Source organism: Aeromonas sp. s6 (assembly GCF_040907815.1).
Lineage (GTDB): Bacteria > Pseudomonadota > Gammaproteobacteria > Enterobacterales > Aeromonadaceae > Aeromonas > Aeromonas caviae.
In genome coordinates this window covers 15,820-30,476 of the sequence record NZ_JBFOCN010000072.1, presented here as the reverse complement: position 1 = coordinate 30,476, position 14,657 = coordinate 15,820, and the positions used below count along the sequence as shown (strand labels likewise).

At 60.4% G+C, this 14,657-nt stretch carries 20 protein-coding genes; all 20 read right to left on the bottom strand.

All coding sequences use genetic code 11. The features are described from left to right. Positions 1 to 42 precede the first annotated feature (42 nt). A complete protein-coding gene (locus AB5Y50_RS11405) occupies positions 43 to 792 on the bottom strand; it encodes a hypothetical protein (protein WP_368162869.1) in 750 nt (249 codons plus the stop codon). After that, entirely contained in the window at positions 789 to 1,226 is a 438-nt protein-coding gene (locus AB5Y50_RS11400) for a hypothetical protein (RefSeq protein WP_368162868.1), read from the bottom strand. Before AB5Y50_RS11400 ends, AB5Y50_RS11405 begins: the two co-directional genes overlap by 4 nt. Next, positions 1,223 to 1,636, bottom strand: coding sequence for a gp436 family protein (locus tag AB5Y50_RS11395; protein WP_368162866.1), 414 nt, complete (start codon positions 1,634 to 1,636; stop codon positions 1,223 to 1,225). Before AB5Y50_RS11395 ends, AB5Y50_RS11400 begins: the two co-directional genes overlap by 4 nt. A 1-nt stretch (position 1,637) precedes the next feature. Continuing rightward, on the bottom strand, positions 1,638 to 2,120 hold the full coding sequence (locus AB5Y50_RS11390) for a Rho termination factor N-terminal domain-containing protein (RefSeq protein WP_368162864.1): 483 nt from the start codon (positions 2,118 to 2,120) through the stop codon (positions 1,638 to 1,640). Positions 2,121 to 2,224: 104 nt separating this feature from the next. Then, positions 2,225 to 3,133: a Mu-like prophage major head subunit gpT family protein gene (locus AB5Y50_RS11385; protein WP_202014187.1), complete on the bottom strand. Its 909-nt coding sequence runs from the start codon at positions 3,131 to 3,133 to the stop codon at positions 2,225 to 2,227. A 54-nt stretch (positions 3,134 to 3,187) separates the two neighbouring features. Beyond that, positions 3,188 to 4,384 (bottom strand): phage protease, encoded by a 1,197-nt coding sequence (locus AB5Y50_RS11380; protein WP_368162862.1) that lies wholly within the window; start codon positions 4,382 to 4,384, stop codon positions 3,188 to 3,190. A gap of 25 nt (positions 4,385 to 4,409) precedes the next feature. After that, a complete protein-coding gene (locus AB5Y50_RS11375) occupies positions 4,410 to 5,975 on the bottom strand; it encodes a hypothetical protein (RefSeq protein ID WP_368162861.1) in 1,566 nt (521 codons plus the stop codon). Between the two features lie 201 nt (positions 5,976 to 6,176). Beyond that, complete coding sequence (locus tag AB5Y50_RS11370) at positions 6,177 to 6,611, bottom strand: phage virion morphogenesis protein (protein WP_368162859.1); 435 nt, start codon at positions 6,609 to 6,611, stop codon at positions 6,177 to 6,179. Continuing rightward, on the bottom strand, positions 6,611 to 6,811 hold the full coding sequence (locus AB5Y50_RS11365) for a hypothetical protein (protein ID WP_010674009.1): 201 nt from the start codon (positions 6,809 to 6,811) through the stop codon (positions 6,611 to 6,613). Before AB5Y50_RS11365 ends, AB5Y50_RS11370 begins: the two co-directional genes overlap by 1 nt. Next, entirely contained in the window at positions 6,808 to 8,283 is a 1,476-nt protein-coding gene (locus AB5Y50_RS11360; RefSeq protein ID WP_368162857.1) for a phage minor head protein, read from the bottom strand. The genes AB5Y50_RS11365 and AB5Y50_RS11360 overlap by 4 nt, the downstream gene beginning before the upstream one ends. Then, positions 8,283 to 9,854: a DUF935 domain-containing protein gene (locus AB5Y50_RS11355; protein ID WP_368162856.1), complete on the bottom strand. Its 1,572-nt coding sequence runs from the start codon at positions 9,852 to 9,854 to the stop codon at positions 8,283 to 8,285. Before AB5Y50_RS11355 ends, AB5Y50_RS11360 begins: the two co-directional genes overlap by 1 nt. Beyond that, positions 9,854 to 11,425 carry a terminase family protein gene (locus AB5Y50_RS11350; RefSeq protein ID WP_368162854.1) on the bottom strand — a complete coding sequence of 524 codons (1,572 nt, stop codon included), beginning with the start codon at positions 11,423 to 11,425 and terminating at the stop codon, positions 9,854 to 9,856. Before AB5Y50_RS11350 ends, AB5Y50_RS11355 begins: the two co-directional genes overlap by 1 nt. Beyond that, positions 11,425 to 12,000 carry a DUF3486 family protein gene (locus tag AB5Y50_RS11345; protein ID WP_128296926.1) on the bottom strand — a complete coding sequence of 192 codons (576 nt, stop codon included), beginning with the start codon at positions 11,998 to 12,000 and terminating at the stop codon, positions 11,425 to 11,427. Before AB5Y50_RS11345 ends, AB5Y50_RS11350 begins: the two co-directional genes overlap by 1 nt. 12 nt (positions 12,001 to 12,012) lie before the next feature. Continuing rightward, positions 12,013 to 12,309, bottom strand: coding sequence for a hypothetical protein (locus AB5Y50_RS11340; protein WP_010674005.1), 297 nt, complete (start codon positions 12,307 to 12,309; stop codon positions 12,013 to 12,015). After that, positions 12,306 to 12,608, bottom strand: a complete 303-nt coding sequence (locus AB5Y50_RS11335) for a DUF2730 family protein (protein WP_081332095.1) — start codon at positions 12,606 to 12,608, stop codon at positions 12,306 to 12,308. Before AB5Y50_RS11335 ends, AB5Y50_RS11340 begins: the two co-directional genes overlap by 4 nt. Continuing rightward, positions 12,589 to 12,816, bottom strand: coding sequence for a TraR/DksA C4-type zinc finger protein (locus AB5Y50_RS11330; RefSeq protein ID WP_042074576.1), 228 nt, complete (start codon positions 12,814 to 12,816; stop codon positions 12,589 to 12,591). Before AB5Y50_RS11330 ends, AB5Y50_RS11335 begins: the two co-directional genes overlap by 20 nt. Before the next feature lie 26 nt (positions 12,817 to 12,842). After that, complete coding sequence (locus tag AB5Y50_RS11325; protein ID WP_368162851.1) at positions 12,843 to 13,064, bottom strand: hypothetical protein; 222 nt, start codon at positions 13,062 to 13,064, stop codon at positions 12,843 to 12,845. Next, the gene (locus AB5Y50_RS11320) at positions 13,057 to 13,359 is read right to left on the bottom strand and encodes a hypothetical protein (protein ID WP_368162850.1); all 303 of its coding nucleotides are present in this window, start codon (positions 13,357 to 13,359) and stop codon (positions 13,057 to 13,059) included. Before AB5Y50_RS11320 ends, AB5Y50_RS11325 begins: the two co-directional genes overlap by 8 nt. Beyond that, positions 13,356 to 13,943 (bottom strand): glycoside hydrolase family 108 protein, encoded by a 588-nt coding sequence (locus AB5Y50_RS11315; RefSeq protein ID WP_368162848.1) that lies wholly within the window; start codon positions 13,941 to 13,943, stop codon positions 13,356 to 13,358. Before AB5Y50_RS11315 ends, AB5Y50_RS11320 begins: the two co-directional genes overlap by 4 nt. An 81-nt stretch (positions 13,944 to 14,024) precedes the next feature. Then, on the bottom strand, positions 14,025 to 14,603 hold the full coding sequence (locus AB5Y50_RS11310) for a hypothetical protein (RefSeq protein ID WP_368162847.1): 579 nt from the start codon (positions 14,601 to 14,603) through the stop codon (positions 14,025 to 14,027). Positions 14,604 to 14,657 lie beyond the last annotated feature (54 nt).

Genomic DNA, 14,657 nt, shown 5'->3' with positions numbered 1-14,657 from the left:
TTAAAAACGGCGGGTCTCCCCGCCGTTTCCTATTTCACATCGTCACACAGTCTCCGGCCGATCCACATAGAAAGGCGCGGCCTCACCGTCCAGGGCCAACAGTTCCCCCTCCAGTTCGATCTCGATGGGCTTGTCGCTCAGGAAGTCCACCGCCTTCTTGGGGGCCAGGCTGGCGCGGGGTACCGTCAGCAGGATAGCCTCCCCACTGATCACGCTGCGCCCATCCAGGGTCAGCTTCGCCTTCACCTCCGGCTGCACGTTGCCGGCGATGCGGGTGCCGGTGATGGCGTTATAGCTGGCGCTGACGGTCACCGGGCCGCCATCTGCCACCGCCCCCGCCTTGGTGGCCCGCAACAGCCCCAGGGCATAATTGATCTCGAAGTCGGTACCCAGCACCAGAGCAGTGGCGCCCTCCTTCACCACCAGGCCGGTGGCCGAGAGGTTGGTCTTGCCCAGGCTCACCCACTTGGGGTGCGCCAGCAGGGTCACCGGCACCTCGGTCAGCGTCCCCGCCCCCTGGTTGATGGGGCTCTCCAACCCCATAAAAGCGGCGGCTAGCAACACCGGCGGGATCTCGCTGGTCTTGATGTTGACCGTGGCGGGCTTGGGCACGAAGTAGCTCTCCCGCGCCTGGCCCAGCTTGTGCTTGCGCTTGCTCGGGATACTGATCTTCTCGCTGTCCGGTTTGACTTCCAGGCTGTTGACGTCCACCGGGCCAATCACCCCGTTCGAGACGTTGTTGGTGAAGGTCTCGATGTAGAGATCCCCTTCCAGGTGCAGTGTTTCACTCATGACCGTTCTCCCTTGAATTTCACTGTCGTCTTGAAGGCAAGGGGCAGATAGACCACCCCACCCTTGTAACTCGGCTTGACCGGTGCGGTTTCACGCCGAAAGGTACTGTCACCGCAGGCCCGACCGGCCACGGCCTGCAACATGCGCCCCAGCCACACCCCGGCGCTGGCCTCCTTGGGGGTGGCTCTATGCACCAACACCAGCAGCCAAACCTGCTCGAACGCGCTTTGCCGCCCACTTTGGCTGCTCTCGTTCTCTCGCTCTCCCTGGTAGATGATGTGGATGGCTGGGGTGTGCTGCCCCAGGTTGGCCACCGCCTCCAGGTCGGTGGCCACAAACACCTCCTTGAGCCCTTGCCCTTTCAAGGGCAGCAGCAGCTCGCGCAGCCGCTCCCCCGCCGCCAGGTAGTCGAGTTCAGGCGTGGGCCCGTTCATAGGAAGCCCCCAGTTCCCCGGCCAAAGACCCGACCATCAGACTGCAGCTGGGCCAGATTCTGGCTCTCCACCTGCTCGCCATCGGCCGCCAGCCCCAGCGCCAGCTCCCCCTTGCCCACCGACTTGAGGAAGGCCAGGGCCGCCTCATTGCGTTTGGCAATCTGCTCCGGCGCCTGCTCGCCATAGAGGCGGTGGCGGGCAATGTCGGCGCAGATGGGGACCAGGGCGCTCGGGACATGGGCCAGCGGCAACGGGTAGCGCCCCGCCAGGTAGCCGTCGATCAGGGCGCAGGCGTCCTGCAGGGCGACGGTGATCGCTACTTCATCCAGCTCGCCGGCCGGGGTCATGGACAGGCGCAACAGCTCCGCCTCGCCAAAGCGGGTCACCATGTCGTTGACGCTGGCGTACATATCAAGCGCCCTCGGCCACGGGGTCGGCAGGCGGCTCAGTGGTAGTGCCAGCCTCGTCCTTGACCGGGTATTGCACCTCGGTCGCCGCAATGGCAGCCACCAGCTCGGCCTTCTTCATGCCGGCGGCACCCGGGATCGCCATCTCCACGGCCAGTTCGCGCAGCTCATCGACCTTCATCTCGGCCAACGGGATGACCTTGCCATCCAGCGTGGCGACGCCCGCCAGATAGCCCGAGCCAGTCAGGCCGCCCACTGCTGCGTCCAGATCCCGGCCCGTCTGCGGTGCATCAGCCGTCGCAGGGGCGACGTCTTGACCCAGGCGGGTGACCACCAGGCGCGGATCGGCCTCCAGGGTCTCGCACTGCACAGGCGACACAGCCAGCTCAGACTTGCCAGGTGCAATCGCCAGGCCCGCGCGAAAATAGACCTGACGAACCGTTGATGTGATGCCAACGCGAATAGCCTGTTCCATCTCGTGTTCCATCTCATGTTTCCCTCTGTCTCGTTCAATCCAGGATCCGGTTTAAACGGGGGTTAAACGCCCACACTGCGCTCGCTTCACCCCGCCGTTAAACAGCTCGGTGTCGCTTACAGGTAGTCAGCCACCACCAGTTCCAGCTTGCCCTTGAGCTCGTTGCTGGAGCTGCTTTCCAGCTCGCGCTCCAGCATCTTGGTCGCCAACTTCTCAAGCGACGCCGGCACCACCAGCAGGGTCGGCTTGATGCCGAGCTTGCGGCCACCGTCCGCCTGGAACTCCCGCATCCGGCTGTAGGCATCCCACAGGTTGTCGGGGGTCAGTGCCCGCTTGTTGGCGAACGCCAGTTGCCAGAAGCCAAAGCCGGCGGCGTCGCGGCAATCCACCCCGTAACGGAACTCCTTGCGGGTGAACACCGCCTCGTCGTCGATCTTGGTCATAGCGATGAGCTCGGGGGACTTGCGATCCTGGAAGATGATCGGCTTGAGGGCGCGGCTGGTATCGAGCAGGAACCAGGGCTCGCCGGTATAGGCGCCATCCACCACCAGGTTGGCAACCAGCGCCGGGGTGCCGGTGCCATCGACCTTGGGATAGACCGGGTGATCGGTATCGAAGAAATACTGGGCGTCGTAGCAGGGTGTGGTGAAACCGGCTCCCAGCAAACCGAAACAGAGCTCGTCGGGATGTACCCCGGCCGAGCGCCCCATCTCGGCGAACAGCGGGGCATAGATGCCCAGCTCGTCGTCCGCGATATCGTTGCGATCGACGGCCACGGTGGCTTCGAAGTCTTCGTTGACGATCTGGTAACCGTGGGTCTTCATCGACTCAATCACCCGATCCCCGACCCACTTGCGCAAGCTCGGGAACTTGCCGAGCCAGCCATAGGTGTTGGACTTGGTGGTCGATTTGATCACGGTGGCGATCTTGGTGTACTGGGTCGGCGCCTCGCTCTTGGCGTCTTCAAAGTTCTTCTTGAAGCCGGTGAAGAGGGACTGCAGCAGCGCGGGTGTAATCATGGCCATGGTCTATTCCTTCTCTGGTTAAACAGAACTGCCTTCGTGTGAAACGGGGCTTGCTCAGGCCTTGGCCTCGGCAAAGTCCTCGTAGCTGATGCCGAGATGGTCGGCGGCGTACTTGTCCTCGGCCGAGAGCACGGCCTCCCCCTTCTTCTCCGGCAGGGTGACGGCGGCGGTCTGGCTCGCCGTGAGCGCGGCGATGGCAGGGCGCGGCTCCAGCAGGGCTTTGAGGGCGGCCACCCCCTTCTGGGCGGCGAAGGCGGTCAGGTACTCCTCTTCGGCCGCCACCACCTTGCCTGCGGTGCGGGCCTCCTTGATGAGGGTCGCGGCATCGGTGGTGTCCACCTGGGCGGTCAATGCCGCCACCTGGGTGACCAGGGCGTTATAGGTCGCCACCGGCACGAATTGCGCCAGGTCAACCTGGGCTCCTTGTTGTACTGACGTCGTCTGTGCCTTGAGGGCGGCCAGAGCGGTCTTCTCGGCCGAGAGCGCGGCCTCCAGCTCCGGCGCCTTCTTGGCGCTGGCCTGTAGGCTGTCGAGCTCGGTGAGCGCCTTCTGCAGTTGCTCGTCGGTCGGGTCACCGGTCAGCTCGATGCCGAGCTTGGCCAGCAGCTTTTTCAGCAGTTCATTCATGGGAGTCTCCTTGTGTACCGCATGGGCGGGGGTGGCCGGCTGGCCGGGTTGGATCGGTTGAGCACTCAAGGCCGCCAGCGCCTGCATACCCACCACCCCGGGATCGTTGGTGATGGCGGTCATGCGCAGCTCCAGGGGGCGGCCCTGGGCGTCATAGGGGAATACGGCAGAGAGGAAGCGATACTCTTTGGCAGCGACCAGGGCGGCGGCCCGCTCGGTCCAGCGGGGTTTGATAAAGAGTCCCTCCCCCTCGCGCCACTCGATTTCGTCGCCGTTGTACCAACCGGCCGCCGGGGCTGGCTGGCCGTTCTGGTCCACCTTGAGGGTCTGGTGGTCGTAGTCGATAAGGATGTCTTGGCCAAGCCCCTTGGCACGGGCAATCAGGGCAGCGGCGATCTGTCCATCCAATAGCCAGTGGCCGCTAGGTACATCAAAGGGACGACCGTCACGGGCCTTGAAGGGACCGACCGGCAGCAGCTGATACCAGCCATCGCCTTGGGGAGTGAGTTGCGCATCGAGCACCGCCAGCCGCTCCCCGCTGACGGGGTTAGCATGGAGGATGGCCACGAGGGGCGCTGAGTATGGAGTCTTGGATATGTTCATGCCGCCATAGTGCGGCGGCATGAGAGAGTGCGGGGTTTATGGTAGGTTAATGGTGTTGGTAGAACTCATTCAGTTCAAGAATGCATCGGCGGGCTGACCGTAGATCAGTTTTGGGTACAATACTGGTCACATCAACTGACTCCTCACCAATATCTAGCAATCCGATGGGGGATTGTTGGGTATTAATCAAATCAACATAACAGCCATAATCTATTCCATATACACTATAACGAATCCCTGGTAGATCTTGTGCTGATATACCTTTTCTTAATATATGTAAAACTCTAGCATCATATAAATAATCTATCAGTTCATCTGATGTTCCAACCTGTAATAAAAAGGCTTTTGTTCTCCTTGTTTTGATAACGCTGTCCACGATCCAGAAAAGTAAGTTTTTAGCCAATGCATGAGATGATACAACAGTTTCTTTTGATGATATGTACCATGCCGCAGCAGCTTGTCTGACATGGGGTATAGAGACAGAATCATCATTCGCTTTTTGTGCTGCAAGGCTTAATATATGAATGATATCCCTTGGCACCCCCTCACAGGCACGCACCAACTCAATAAAGGCATTACTTTGAGTAAATGCTTTCGATATCAACTCCGATGTGGTACTAGGCATTGGTTTATCACCATCCCAAATGGCTTGGATGTGCTTCAAAACCATTCGTTTAAAGAAATCAACTGCTTTATCCTCATCATTATCAAAAACCATGTAATCATCAAGTGTAACCGCTGACGATATATCAGCACCGACTTCAATTCCAACATTGCCTACACTTTGATCTGGTATGATAAAGTTACTTCTCTGTTCTATTGCTGCAATCTTCACAACAACACCACGGATCGGTAAAATTGCACGCCTTAAAAGGTCCGCCAATATAGGCTGCAAATCTAATGGCACTTCACTCCATTCATCTATTAGCAGCCACAATTTTTTGTTCGGTAGATTTTCTACCATTTTCTTCATGGCTGTACCGACCCTACCGAAATTCACTCTTGGTGTGTGTATTCCGATAGTGGTTGTTTTGACAGAAACGGTTGAACTTTGCCCATCACCTTTATTTATGCCAGCATTAACACCAACATTTCTCAGATCAAACTTCATACCAGCAGTGATTTCATCACTCACAGAGTTTGTATTTGTCTCTATCAACTCCTGAGTAACCTCGCCACTTACGGTGACTTCACTATGAGCATCAAAAAATGCATCTAATGCAGGTCCAACCAAGCTAAGATCTATCAGGTCATCTTTCTCAATAGCACATTCAAGAATCGATGTGTGAATTGATGATAAAACATCAACAAGCAGTCTTGTGGCTCTTTGCTTTATAGGTAAAGTCGCATCGGCATAAACACCACCAACTGATCCGAGATTGCGCATGTCAAGTTGAATTGCAACTTCTTTATTTTCTTCTTTCTCTTTCCTCAGCACAGTCAGTATGTGCGTTTTCCCTGTTCCTCGTCGACCGAATATTATCTGGTGGTCTATAGAAGAAAGCACATCAAAAACGGATCCAATGTCTACAAACGTCTTTTGTAAAATATCGTCATCTTGCCTTTCTGCTCTTTTTGCAATTCTCAAAAAGGCTTTGTTGTACTCCTTCACACCTTTCCCCTCTAATTCGATTTAAGCGAGACTGGCTGAGCTAAGCATCACTCAGCCCGGAGGACACTGATGAGACCAACATAGCATGCTTAGCATGCTGTTTAACACTGTTTAAAAATGCGTATCTGCTCTTTTATTAACTTGGAAAGAGCCATCCCTCGTTTTAAGCCATCAATGCAGTAGACAACGTTTCAGGAGTTCTTAACTTAGATACCTTTCCAGCATTTCCAGCACGCTCTGCTGGTCTGCTTCCGACAACCCCAGATAGGGGCGCTCGGGCAGGTTGATCTCTGGGCGGCCGAACTGGTGGGCGGCACCGTATTCCAGCGGGGTGCCGAAGTAGAGGGTCTGGGGATAGGCCTGATAGTTGAGGGTGTCGCGCAGATCGTCGTTGAGGCGCAGCACCTCGTCGGCATGGCGCGGCTTGCGGGCGCGGTACTTGTCCGAGAGGGGGGCCCAGGGCTCCCCTTCCGGGGTCTCCTGCGCATCCCAGCGATCCCGGTGGGAGAGCGCCAGTCCTTCGCCGATATCCGCCAGGGGCTCGCTCAAGTCGCCGATGCGCTCATAGAGCCGGGCCAGCAACTCATGGGCATCGGCCACCCCGTGGTGACTGATGGCGATAAAGCTGCCCGCCATCAGACGTCATCCTCAAAGGTGGTCATAAAGTGCAGGGCCTCCTCATCGGCCGCAGCCATGGCGGCAGCCCAGAGATCCCCCAGCAGGTCGGCCTCTTCACCTTCGGCTTGTTCGCACAAGGCATCCAGCGCCTTGGCCTGTGCCAGGGTAAAGGGGCCATCTTCTGCCAGCAGAGCGCTGGCTTGCTCCAACAGGGTCATCCTTTCTCTCCTTTGCGGCTGGCGGTCGTGGCCTGGGCCAGCATGGCCTCCACCCGTTTGGCCAGTTCGGGGAAATGCGCCACCATGGCATCCCTCGCCAAGACCCAGGCGGCAAACGCCTCGGCGGCGGCTTCCATCCTGGTCTTGCCGGCATACTCCGTCAGCAGCCCCACTCCCGTCAGGTCAGGCTCCCCGGCCCAGAAGTGAACCTGGTGGCCGAGTTCGTGCAACCAGGTTGAGAGCCGCTGGGCTGATTCCCCCTGCTTGCCGCCGACGTTGGCGGAGATGCTCCAGTGACGGCGCAAGGTCTCGCCGCTGGTCCCCCTTGGCAACCAGTGACGGGGCCCGGTGTTGGCATGGGCATCGGTCACCACTTCGGTGGCCGCCGCTTGCACCGCCTGCATATCCACTGCTTTGAGTGTATCACCCGCCTTGACCTTGATAACCAGATGGCCCCAGCTTTTGGCCGTAAAGCCGTTGGTCGCGCTGGCCCGGCGCGTGTAATAGAGGGAGCGCACCAGGTAAGGGTCTGTGCCCAGGTACTCGGCAATAGCCGGCGCAACCTTGAGCCCTGCCGCTCCCTTGCCCATCTCGGTCTGCTTGATAAACAGGGTCTTGATTGGGTGGGCCTTGAGAAAGGCCGCCAAGGGCTCGCGCTGGGGTGCGGGTAGCTGGGCCAGCAAATCGCTGACCCCCTGCGCCGTCACCCCCTTGGCCGTCGAGAAGGCGCTCTCTACCAGGCGTTCCGGCAGACGCTCGGCCAGCGCGGGTTTCGCCGCCTCCCGCTTGGCCATCGCCTCGGTCAGGGCGGCGGGCGTCTTTGGCCGGTAATCAAAACCGGGGTCGATGCCACGAGGGATCCGGTGTATCTCCCCGGTCGCCTTGTCCACCCACTCATAATTGCCGTCATCCGGTGCCTGGCCCACCGTCAACCCCCGACGCTTGAGATCCGCCTCGGAGAGCAGGAACTTCTTGCACTTGCAGCCATAGCCGTTGCTAGGGCTGTGGGTCTCCCACCAGGGATGGTCCACCGGCAGCACCAGGTTGTTCCACTTGAGGTGCAGCTCCCTGGGGTGCTCGGAATCGCCGTGGCGATAGAGGGCAAAGGGGCGCTTGTGCTTGATGCGCTCAATCTGGTCATCACGCCCGGCGTTGTAGCTCTGGCGCAGGTTGGTCTCGAAAATGACGCGAGAGCGCCAGGACGCCGGGCCGGTATGCTCCCAACCGTGGCGAGCCACGACCTCCTTGAACGCCTTCTGAAAGGCCCCGATGGATTGCCCTTCGCTTATCGCCTTGTCCACCGCCCCGCGCAGGTCCGCCAGCAAGTCCGTCTTGGTCGCCCCCGCCACCATAAAGGCGCGGTTATGGGCATCCCGCCACACATCGGCCCAACGCTCGCTCGGCATATTCAGCTTCTGGCGAAAGAAGGCGATCGCCTCCTCGAACGGCAGACTGCCGTAACGAACGGGCATCAGTTGCCCTCCTCCATCTCCAGCATGCCGAGCAGTTCGCTGGCTGCAATGGCCTGGGCCAGCAGCGCCCCCAGCTCGTCATAACTGAGGTTGGGCTCCAGCGCCAGCAAGCCATCCCGGATCTCCTCCAAGGTGGTGGCCTGCATCACCAGCGCCTGGACGGCATCGGTCATGCTGGCAAGCAAGGGGGCGACCTCCGCCTGCAGCCTCGCCAGTTGGGCGTCGTTGTTATCCCCCTGAACAGGATTCTTTGCCGCCAAGGCCGCCAACCCTTGCGCCCTGAGAGCCGCCTCCCCGGCCCCTGCCTGCTTGTCGACGATGACCAGCACCTCTTCCCCTTCCTTGGGCGCCGGGATCTGCAGCTTGTCCCGCACCCACTGCGCCGGGATCTGCATCCCCATGCCCACCAGGGCCCGCAGTGGATAGGCCAGATCGCGCATGTCCTCGGGCTCGGTCACGTCGAATTCCAGGCGCGGGCAGCGGCGCGGCCCCTGGAAGCTCTTGCCGTTCAAAGCAAACAGCGGATAGACCAGATCCCGGGTCAGGGTAGCGGCGAGCTGGCGAAGGTCTGCATCCCGTACCTCCTGGCGCACCTCGTTATGCACGTTGCCGAGCGCATTGGTCGAGCTCTTGCCGTCTGCCTGGCTGGTCAAGGTGCCCCCCAGGATGGCCTTGCTCATGGAGCGTTCGCACCAGTCCATCATCACCACAAAGGGGTCGGCCTGGCCGCTGGCCGCATTCTGGAACTCGATCTCCATCCCCCGGGGGATGATGCCGCCAGCGTTATGGCCGATGGAGAGCACCGCCTGCAGCAAGGTGGATTTCTCCTTCTCGGTGGCCCCTTCCGGGTATTTGCCCAGACGCACCGGCAGGCCGTAGATCTCCAGAAACTCGGCGAGATCCCGCACGCTGTAGTTCTTGAACAGAAAGGGCCAGACCAGGGTGCGGATAAGGCCGGTGCGGGCCAAGTAGCCGGATTTCGACTTGGCCTTGTGCATGATCCAGCCGAACGGATTGAGGGCCGCCCCCTCCTTGCTGCCGTCCCGCAGTCGCACCTGGTTCCAGTCATCCGGGTGGGTCTGGAACCAGGCGGGATCGCGCCAGACGATTCCCTTGGGGAGCTGCAGCCCCTCCACCATCTCCCAGCCGCTGAACTCCTGGGCACTGAACCCCTTGAGCACCGCATCGGTGGCGTCAAAGATGGCATCATCCAACCAGGTAAAGTCCTCCAAGAGTTCCCGGATCATCTCGCAATCGCGCTGCTCGGCGGGGGTAGCATTGCGGGGCGGCTCTATGGTCCAGCTCACCCCGAGCAGGGACCGGCGCCGCTTGCCAAGCTCGCTCTGCAGATGGGCGTCCTTCTCTTCCATGTCTTCGGCCAGCTCGCACTGGGCGATGAGGCTCCCCTCCTCCGCCTCTTTGAGCGCAGCGGCCGCCTTGCCCGGGGTGAGCCCCACCGTGGGGTGTTCGCTGTAGTGGCGGCGCAGTTGGGCCAGCTTGGCGTCGTTTTCGGTTTGCGGCTCTTTCTGCAGGCGCAGTGAGTTGCCATGAATGTCGATGAGTCCGGCCATTACCAACCCCCTCTCTCACTTTTAATCAGATCCCTCGTCCCGAGGGATGGGTGATAGTCGTCGTTGCTGTCGCGCCCGTGTTTACCAGGTAAGGGGGTGAACTCGATGGCGCCCCCCTCCATCCAGCTGGCCCGCACGGCCATGGCCAAGGCCACGGCAAAGTCGCCGTGGCGCTGCTGGCCGCCCTGGCCGGTGTTCTTGCCCTTGTCGATCTTGGGCACCCCATTGATGACCTGGATCTTGCCCAGATCGTCCTGCACGTCCGCATGGCGCGGGATGATGAGGTTGCCATCCTCGAATTCCGCCTTGAGCTTGGGCATCCACTCCCGATACCAGGGGTCATTGAGCATCACGCACTCGATCATCCCGGCGCCCCAGCGCAAGCGGGCAGCTTCTGCCAGATAGCCGCCGTTGCCGGTGGCATCGAAGGCGGCCGCCGTGAAGCGGTGCAGTCCCTGCAGCAGGTAGAACAGGATTTGGCGCTGGGTCTCATAGGGGGCGTTGACCAACTCCACAGCGAAGGGCACCCGTTTGCGCAGGTTGGGGGCGATGGCGAGCGGGACGAACACCGAGAGATCCCCCTTGCGGGCGAAGTCCTCCCCCAGTACATGACGGCAATTGCGATCGAGCGCCTCCAGGCAGGGCTTGAGGTTCTCCTCACACCAGATCTCCGCCACCGCCTTGCGGGCCTCCTCACTTTGCAGCTCGAAGTCCGCAGGGGCGGTGAAGCGCAGGATGGGGATCTCTGGCTGCATGGCCCGCTCGATCAGGGTGCGCTTGATATAGACGCCGCTACTCTGCTTGGGCACGCAGAAATACTCTTCCAGCGCGTCTTCCTCGGTGGCGGTGGCCTTGAGGAGGCCCGCCTTCCAGCTATCCTCTGCCTCCGGCGTCCAGGGCGTGCCCTTGACCTGGCAGATGCGGCGATACAGCCCCTGGCGGCAGGCGTCGTCCAGGCTGATGGTATGGATGGAATAGTCTTTACGACCCGCCCGGCTGTCGTTTATCAGCTGGTTAAACAGGTTATCGACGCCGTTGTGGGTGCTGATAAGCCGCACCTTGGCCCCCCACATGGTCAGCGCCATCGCAGCCTTGAGTACCTCAGCCAGCCGGTCGTGGAACGCCGCCTCGTCGATGGTCACATTGCCCTGCATCCCCCGCAGGTTGGAGGGGTTGCTGGAGAGGGCCTGTACCTTGAAGCCCGAGGCGAAATAGACCACGAAGGTGAGGATCGCCTTGTCCTCGTCGTCGGTGAACACCTCCTCCTGGATCTCGCCTGCTGCCTTGTTGTACGCCTTGGCCCACATGGCCACGGCATCGATAAACTCTCGCGCCATCTCCTTGTTGCTGCCCACATAGAAATGGTGGCAACCACCAGCTGGCTTGGATTTGGAAGCGGTAAGCGTGGCGTCGGCCGCCTCCGCCCAGGTGATCCCGGTGCGGCGGCTCTTCTCGGCGATCTTGAGCGGGCTCTCGTCGGCAATCCAGATGCGCTGGTAGGGCAGCAGCACCTCGTCGGGGTTGTATTCGGTACCGAGGGTCAGGGCAAGTTGTTGGGCGATCGTGGTCATCAGGCAATCCCCAGGATTTCGCGGCGAATGGCTGCGGCGGCCTCACCGCTCAGGCCCGCCTGGGTGACGATGGCCTCGGTCTTGGCGGCCACTTCCTCGGCAAAGGCCTGGCGGATCTCTTTCTCCCGGCGATGCGATTGCATGGCCGTGGATTCGAGGCGCTGGGCAGCCAACATGGCGTTTTTCAGCATGTCGATATCCACCGCCTCCTCCGGGTTCTGCACCTGGGCCAGCATCGCCTTGAACAGCTGGGAGCGGCCGAGTTCCAGGATGAGCTTGGTGGTCTCCCCCATCGGCTTGTCACCGAGCTGGGAAGTCAGTGCCGCCGTGGTCTCCCGCAAATCCCGCAGGTGCTGGCCCACCTGCTCCACCTGGCTCGCGTGGCGGCTGAGCCCAGAGCGGGAGAGCTTGAGATCATCGGGCAGCCCAGCACCCTCGATAAGGCCATTGATCTCGTCCAGGATGGCGGCCTGGCTGTTGGCCTTGTCGCGCAGCATCTCGTTGAGGGCGTTGCGGATAGCTTCGGGCAGCAGCCACACCTTGCTGGCCCGGCCCCGGGTCGGTTTCTCGGCCATGGTCATCCTCCCTCAATCTTCGGCACGGGGCTTCTTGACGCCAGGCACGCTGGATCGCCCTTCGGCCACGTCCTGGCCCCGGCCGGTCAGGTGGGCCACCTGCACCTGGGCCAATTTCTCGATGCGCACCAGCCCCTGCTCATCCAGCCAGGCCAGCAGGGTCTTGACCCGATCCCGGGACACCCGGCCGGTACCCAGCTGGTCGAGGCAGTCATTGAGGATCGACTCGTTGGCCGCCCCGCCGATATCGAGCAAGGATCGCAAGATCACCAGGCGTTGCTGGGCGTCCAATATTCCTTGAATGCTCATGGTCTCTCCTTGAGTTCATTTTCCAGCAGCAGGTCGGCCAGGCGGCGAGCCTGGCGCAACTCCGGCGCCAGTGCCCGCAGCTCGCCACGCAATTCGCTTATCTCCAGTTGCAGGGTGTGCAACTCCTTCTCGGTCGGCAGATCCGAAAGTTGTTGCTCGACCCTGGCCACCCTAGCGGCCAGGCCGGTGACATCCTCTCGCTTGGCATAGGTCTTGGAGAGCAGGATGATGACGATCAACCCCACCAGACTGGCCAGGGCGTACAGGGGCCCCCAGTTCTTAACGATGAAATCCCACACGGATTGCCTCCTTGCGCTCGAATAGGGTCTGGCACTCGATGCAGCGCGGCGCATCGGGTTCGGCATGCAGCCGCGCAATCGGAATGGGCTCATCACAATCGCAACAGATGCCATCGCCACGGGGTTTGGGCCTTGCCCGGTGGGCATCAATAAGGCGCCCGGTTCGCTCGGCATCGAGCTGCTGGGCGCGGTCTATGGGGTCGCTCAAGGGTGTCTCCTGCCCTGCTTGATGGTTTATTTGATGACGTGGGTCGCCTTGAGGCGCCCCCAGATGGCCAGCAGGCCGCCGATGGCACTGGCCAGATCCACGGCGGTGGAGACCAGGCTGGCTTGGGTACCGGCATCGATCGCTACGCCGAACAGGCCGGCGATACCGGCGCCCATGGCAATCACACCGCCGATCACGGCGCGGCTCTGGAGCGCAGGCTTTGCTTGGGGCAACAGGGAATCAGGCATGATGGTCTTCCTTCTGTAGAGGTGGGGTATGACGGGCACGGGCCCGCAGGCGATCCAGCTCACCCACCGACCTCCAGCCCTGGGCAAACAGGGATTGGCGAGTGGCGTGATGGCTGTAGAGCGGGATGGCATCCAGATCCGCACCGGCCAGGGCGGCCTTGAGATGGGCGCGGCGCCCATCCTTGAAGCAGGCGAGGTAACGGGGGTTCTTGAGTTCGGGGATGCCGAAATAGCCAGCGGCCTGGATCCCCTGCAACGCCTGACGACGCTTGTTGATGAGGCTAGGTTTGCTCATGCTGCCCCCTCCCCGAACCGGGTCGAGAGCAGGTAGCTCTGCAGGCGCAGCAGGCGGTTACTCCAGCCGTGGGCATTGGCCCACTGGCTCGGGTCTTTGCGCACGATGCCGAGCATGAAGCCGGCGCGGATCTCAAGCAGCGTGAGCAGCAGGGCCCGACCACCGTCCCGCCCCGTCTTGGCGGCCAGCACCCGCAAGGTTTGCGAGCCCAGCACTCCATCGACCATGACACCGAGCGCCTGCTGCAACTGGCGCACCGAACGGCCAGGGCCGTGATGCACGGCGCCGTCGAACAGGGCGATGGCAATCAGCGGGCAGACGCTATCAACCCGGTCGCAACGGGCGGGCAACCAGTAGTTCGCTCGGTAAAACAACTGGGCATGGGCAGGGGTCGCATCGCCGACGGCAATGTCCGGCCTGCCATCGCGATCGAGATCGAGCATGCCGTCTTTCTTGCCGTCGGCGGCATCGGCCATGCCGAACTTGGTGTGGCCGCCACGGTCGGCCGGGTGGTTGACCTCGCCCCCTTCCACATCGGGACGGAGCAACCAGGCAAGCGCTATGGGATAGGTATCAGGCAACATAAAAGGCCCCTCGATTAACTGCGTTATCGCAGCGTACCGAGGGGCCTTAATGGGGCGGGTTTATGGTGGGTTAGAAGAGTTTTATGATGAGAACTTTGACTTCAAAAATGCATAAAACTCTTCACACAATTTACTGATAGGAGTTGTCATATCCTTAAAAACCCCCTCCGAAGGTGAATCATCATTCTTCCCTTTGAAGACACAGGTTACTAACGTCAGCATAAGGGTCAAACCGGTTGCCAGCAGGAAGCCCACCAACATCAATAGTGAACCCGTAGATAGCCAGTTAAAGTGTTCTGTTGTTGCAAATGGATTGTCAACACTAACTGTTGTCTTGGGCTGGTTGGCTACAGTTGCTTTAGCTGCGCTGGATGCGAGAGTCTGCTTTTCATGCGCTGATTTTGCGGAAACTAGCATTACTTCAATAATTGATGCTTGATTCTTAACAATGCCGTTTCCGACAACATAAGCAAACATCAGCCCTTTGAATAGGAAAGCACATGCAAAGCCTATGGCTACGAGGAATACTGACACCCTCATCCAGCGCTTTTCATTGTACATTCGTCGTTCTTCGAGCAAGTAAGCGTTTGGTTCTGCTTTATCTCCACCCGGAGATGGCCCAGATAAGTCATCGTCAAAGCGTTGAGTAGGATCAGTCATAAAAAAGCCACCTCATTCTTAGGTGGCTTTATGCTACTCAAGTAGATTTTAAAT

Coding starts and splice junctions, on each gene's coding strand:
- AB5Y50_RS11315 (WP_368162848.1), bottom strand. CDS start 13,943: ATGTTGCCTGATACCTATCCCATAGCGCTTGCCTGGTTGCTCCGTCCC.
- AB5Y50_RS11355 (WP_368162856.1), bottom strand. CDS start 9,854: ATGGCCGGACTCATCGACATTCATGGCAACTCACTGCGCCTGCAGAAA.
- AB5Y50_RS11345 (WP_128296926.1), bottom strand. CDS start 12,000: ATGGCCGAGAAACCGACCCGGGGCCGGGCCAGCAAGGTGTGGCTGCTG.
- AB5Y50_RS11370 (WP_368162859.1), bottom strand. CDS start 6,611: ATGGCGGGCAGCTTTATCGCCATCAGTCACCACGGGGTGGCCGATGCC.
- AB5Y50_RS11340 (WP_010674005.1), bottom strand. CDS start 12,309: ATGAGCATTCAAGGAATATTGGACGCCCAGCAACGCCTGGTGATCTTG.
- AB5Y50_RS11360 (WP_368162857.1), bottom strand. CDS start 8,283: ATGCCCGTTCGTTACGGCAGTCTGCCGTTCGAGGAGGCGATCGCCTTC.
- AB5Y50_RS11380 (WP_368162862.1), bottom strand. CDS start 4,384: ATGCCGCCGCACTATGGCGGCATGAACATATCCAAGACTCCATACTCA.
- AB5Y50_RS11385 (WP_202014187.1), bottom strand. CDS start 3,133: ATGGCCATGATTACACCCGCGCTGCTGCAGTCCCTCTTCACCGGCTTC.
- AB5Y50_RS11310 (WP_368162847.1), bottom strand. CDS start 14,603: ATGACTGATCCTACTCAACGCTTTGACGATGACTTATCTGGGCCATCT.
- AB5Y50_RS11320 (WP_368162850.1), bottom strand. CDS start 13,359: ATGAGCAAACCTAGCCTCATCAACAAGCGTCGTCAGGCGTTGCAGGGG.
- AB5Y50_RS11350 (WP_368162854.1), bottom strand. CDS start 11,425: ATGACCACGATCGCCCAACAACTTGCCCTGACCCTCGGTACCGAATAC.
- AB5Y50_RS11325 (WP_368162851.1), bottom strand. CDS start 13,064: ATGCCTGATTCCCTGTTGCCCCAAGCAAAGCCTGCGCTCCAGAGCCGC.
- AB5Y50_RS11405 (WP_368162869.1), bottom strand. CDS start 792: ATGAGTGAAACACTGCACCTGGAAGGGGATCTCTACATCGAGACCTTC.
- AB5Y50_RS11365 (WP_010674009.1), bottom strand. CDS start 6,811: ATGACCCTGTTGGAGCAAGCCAGCGCTCTGCTGGCAGAAGATGGCCCC.
- AB5Y50_RS11400 (WP_368162868.1), bottom strand. CDS start 1,226: ATGAACGGGCCCACGCCTGAACTCGACTACCTGGCGGCGGGGGAGCGG.
- AB5Y50_RS11395 (WP_368162866.1), bottom strand. CDS start 1,636: ATGTACGCCAGCGTCAACGACATGGTGACCCGCTTTGGCGAGGCGGAG.
- AB5Y50_RS11390 (WP_368162864.1), bottom strand. CDS start 2,120: ATGGAACACGAGATGGAACAGGCTATTCGCGTTGGCATCACATCAACG.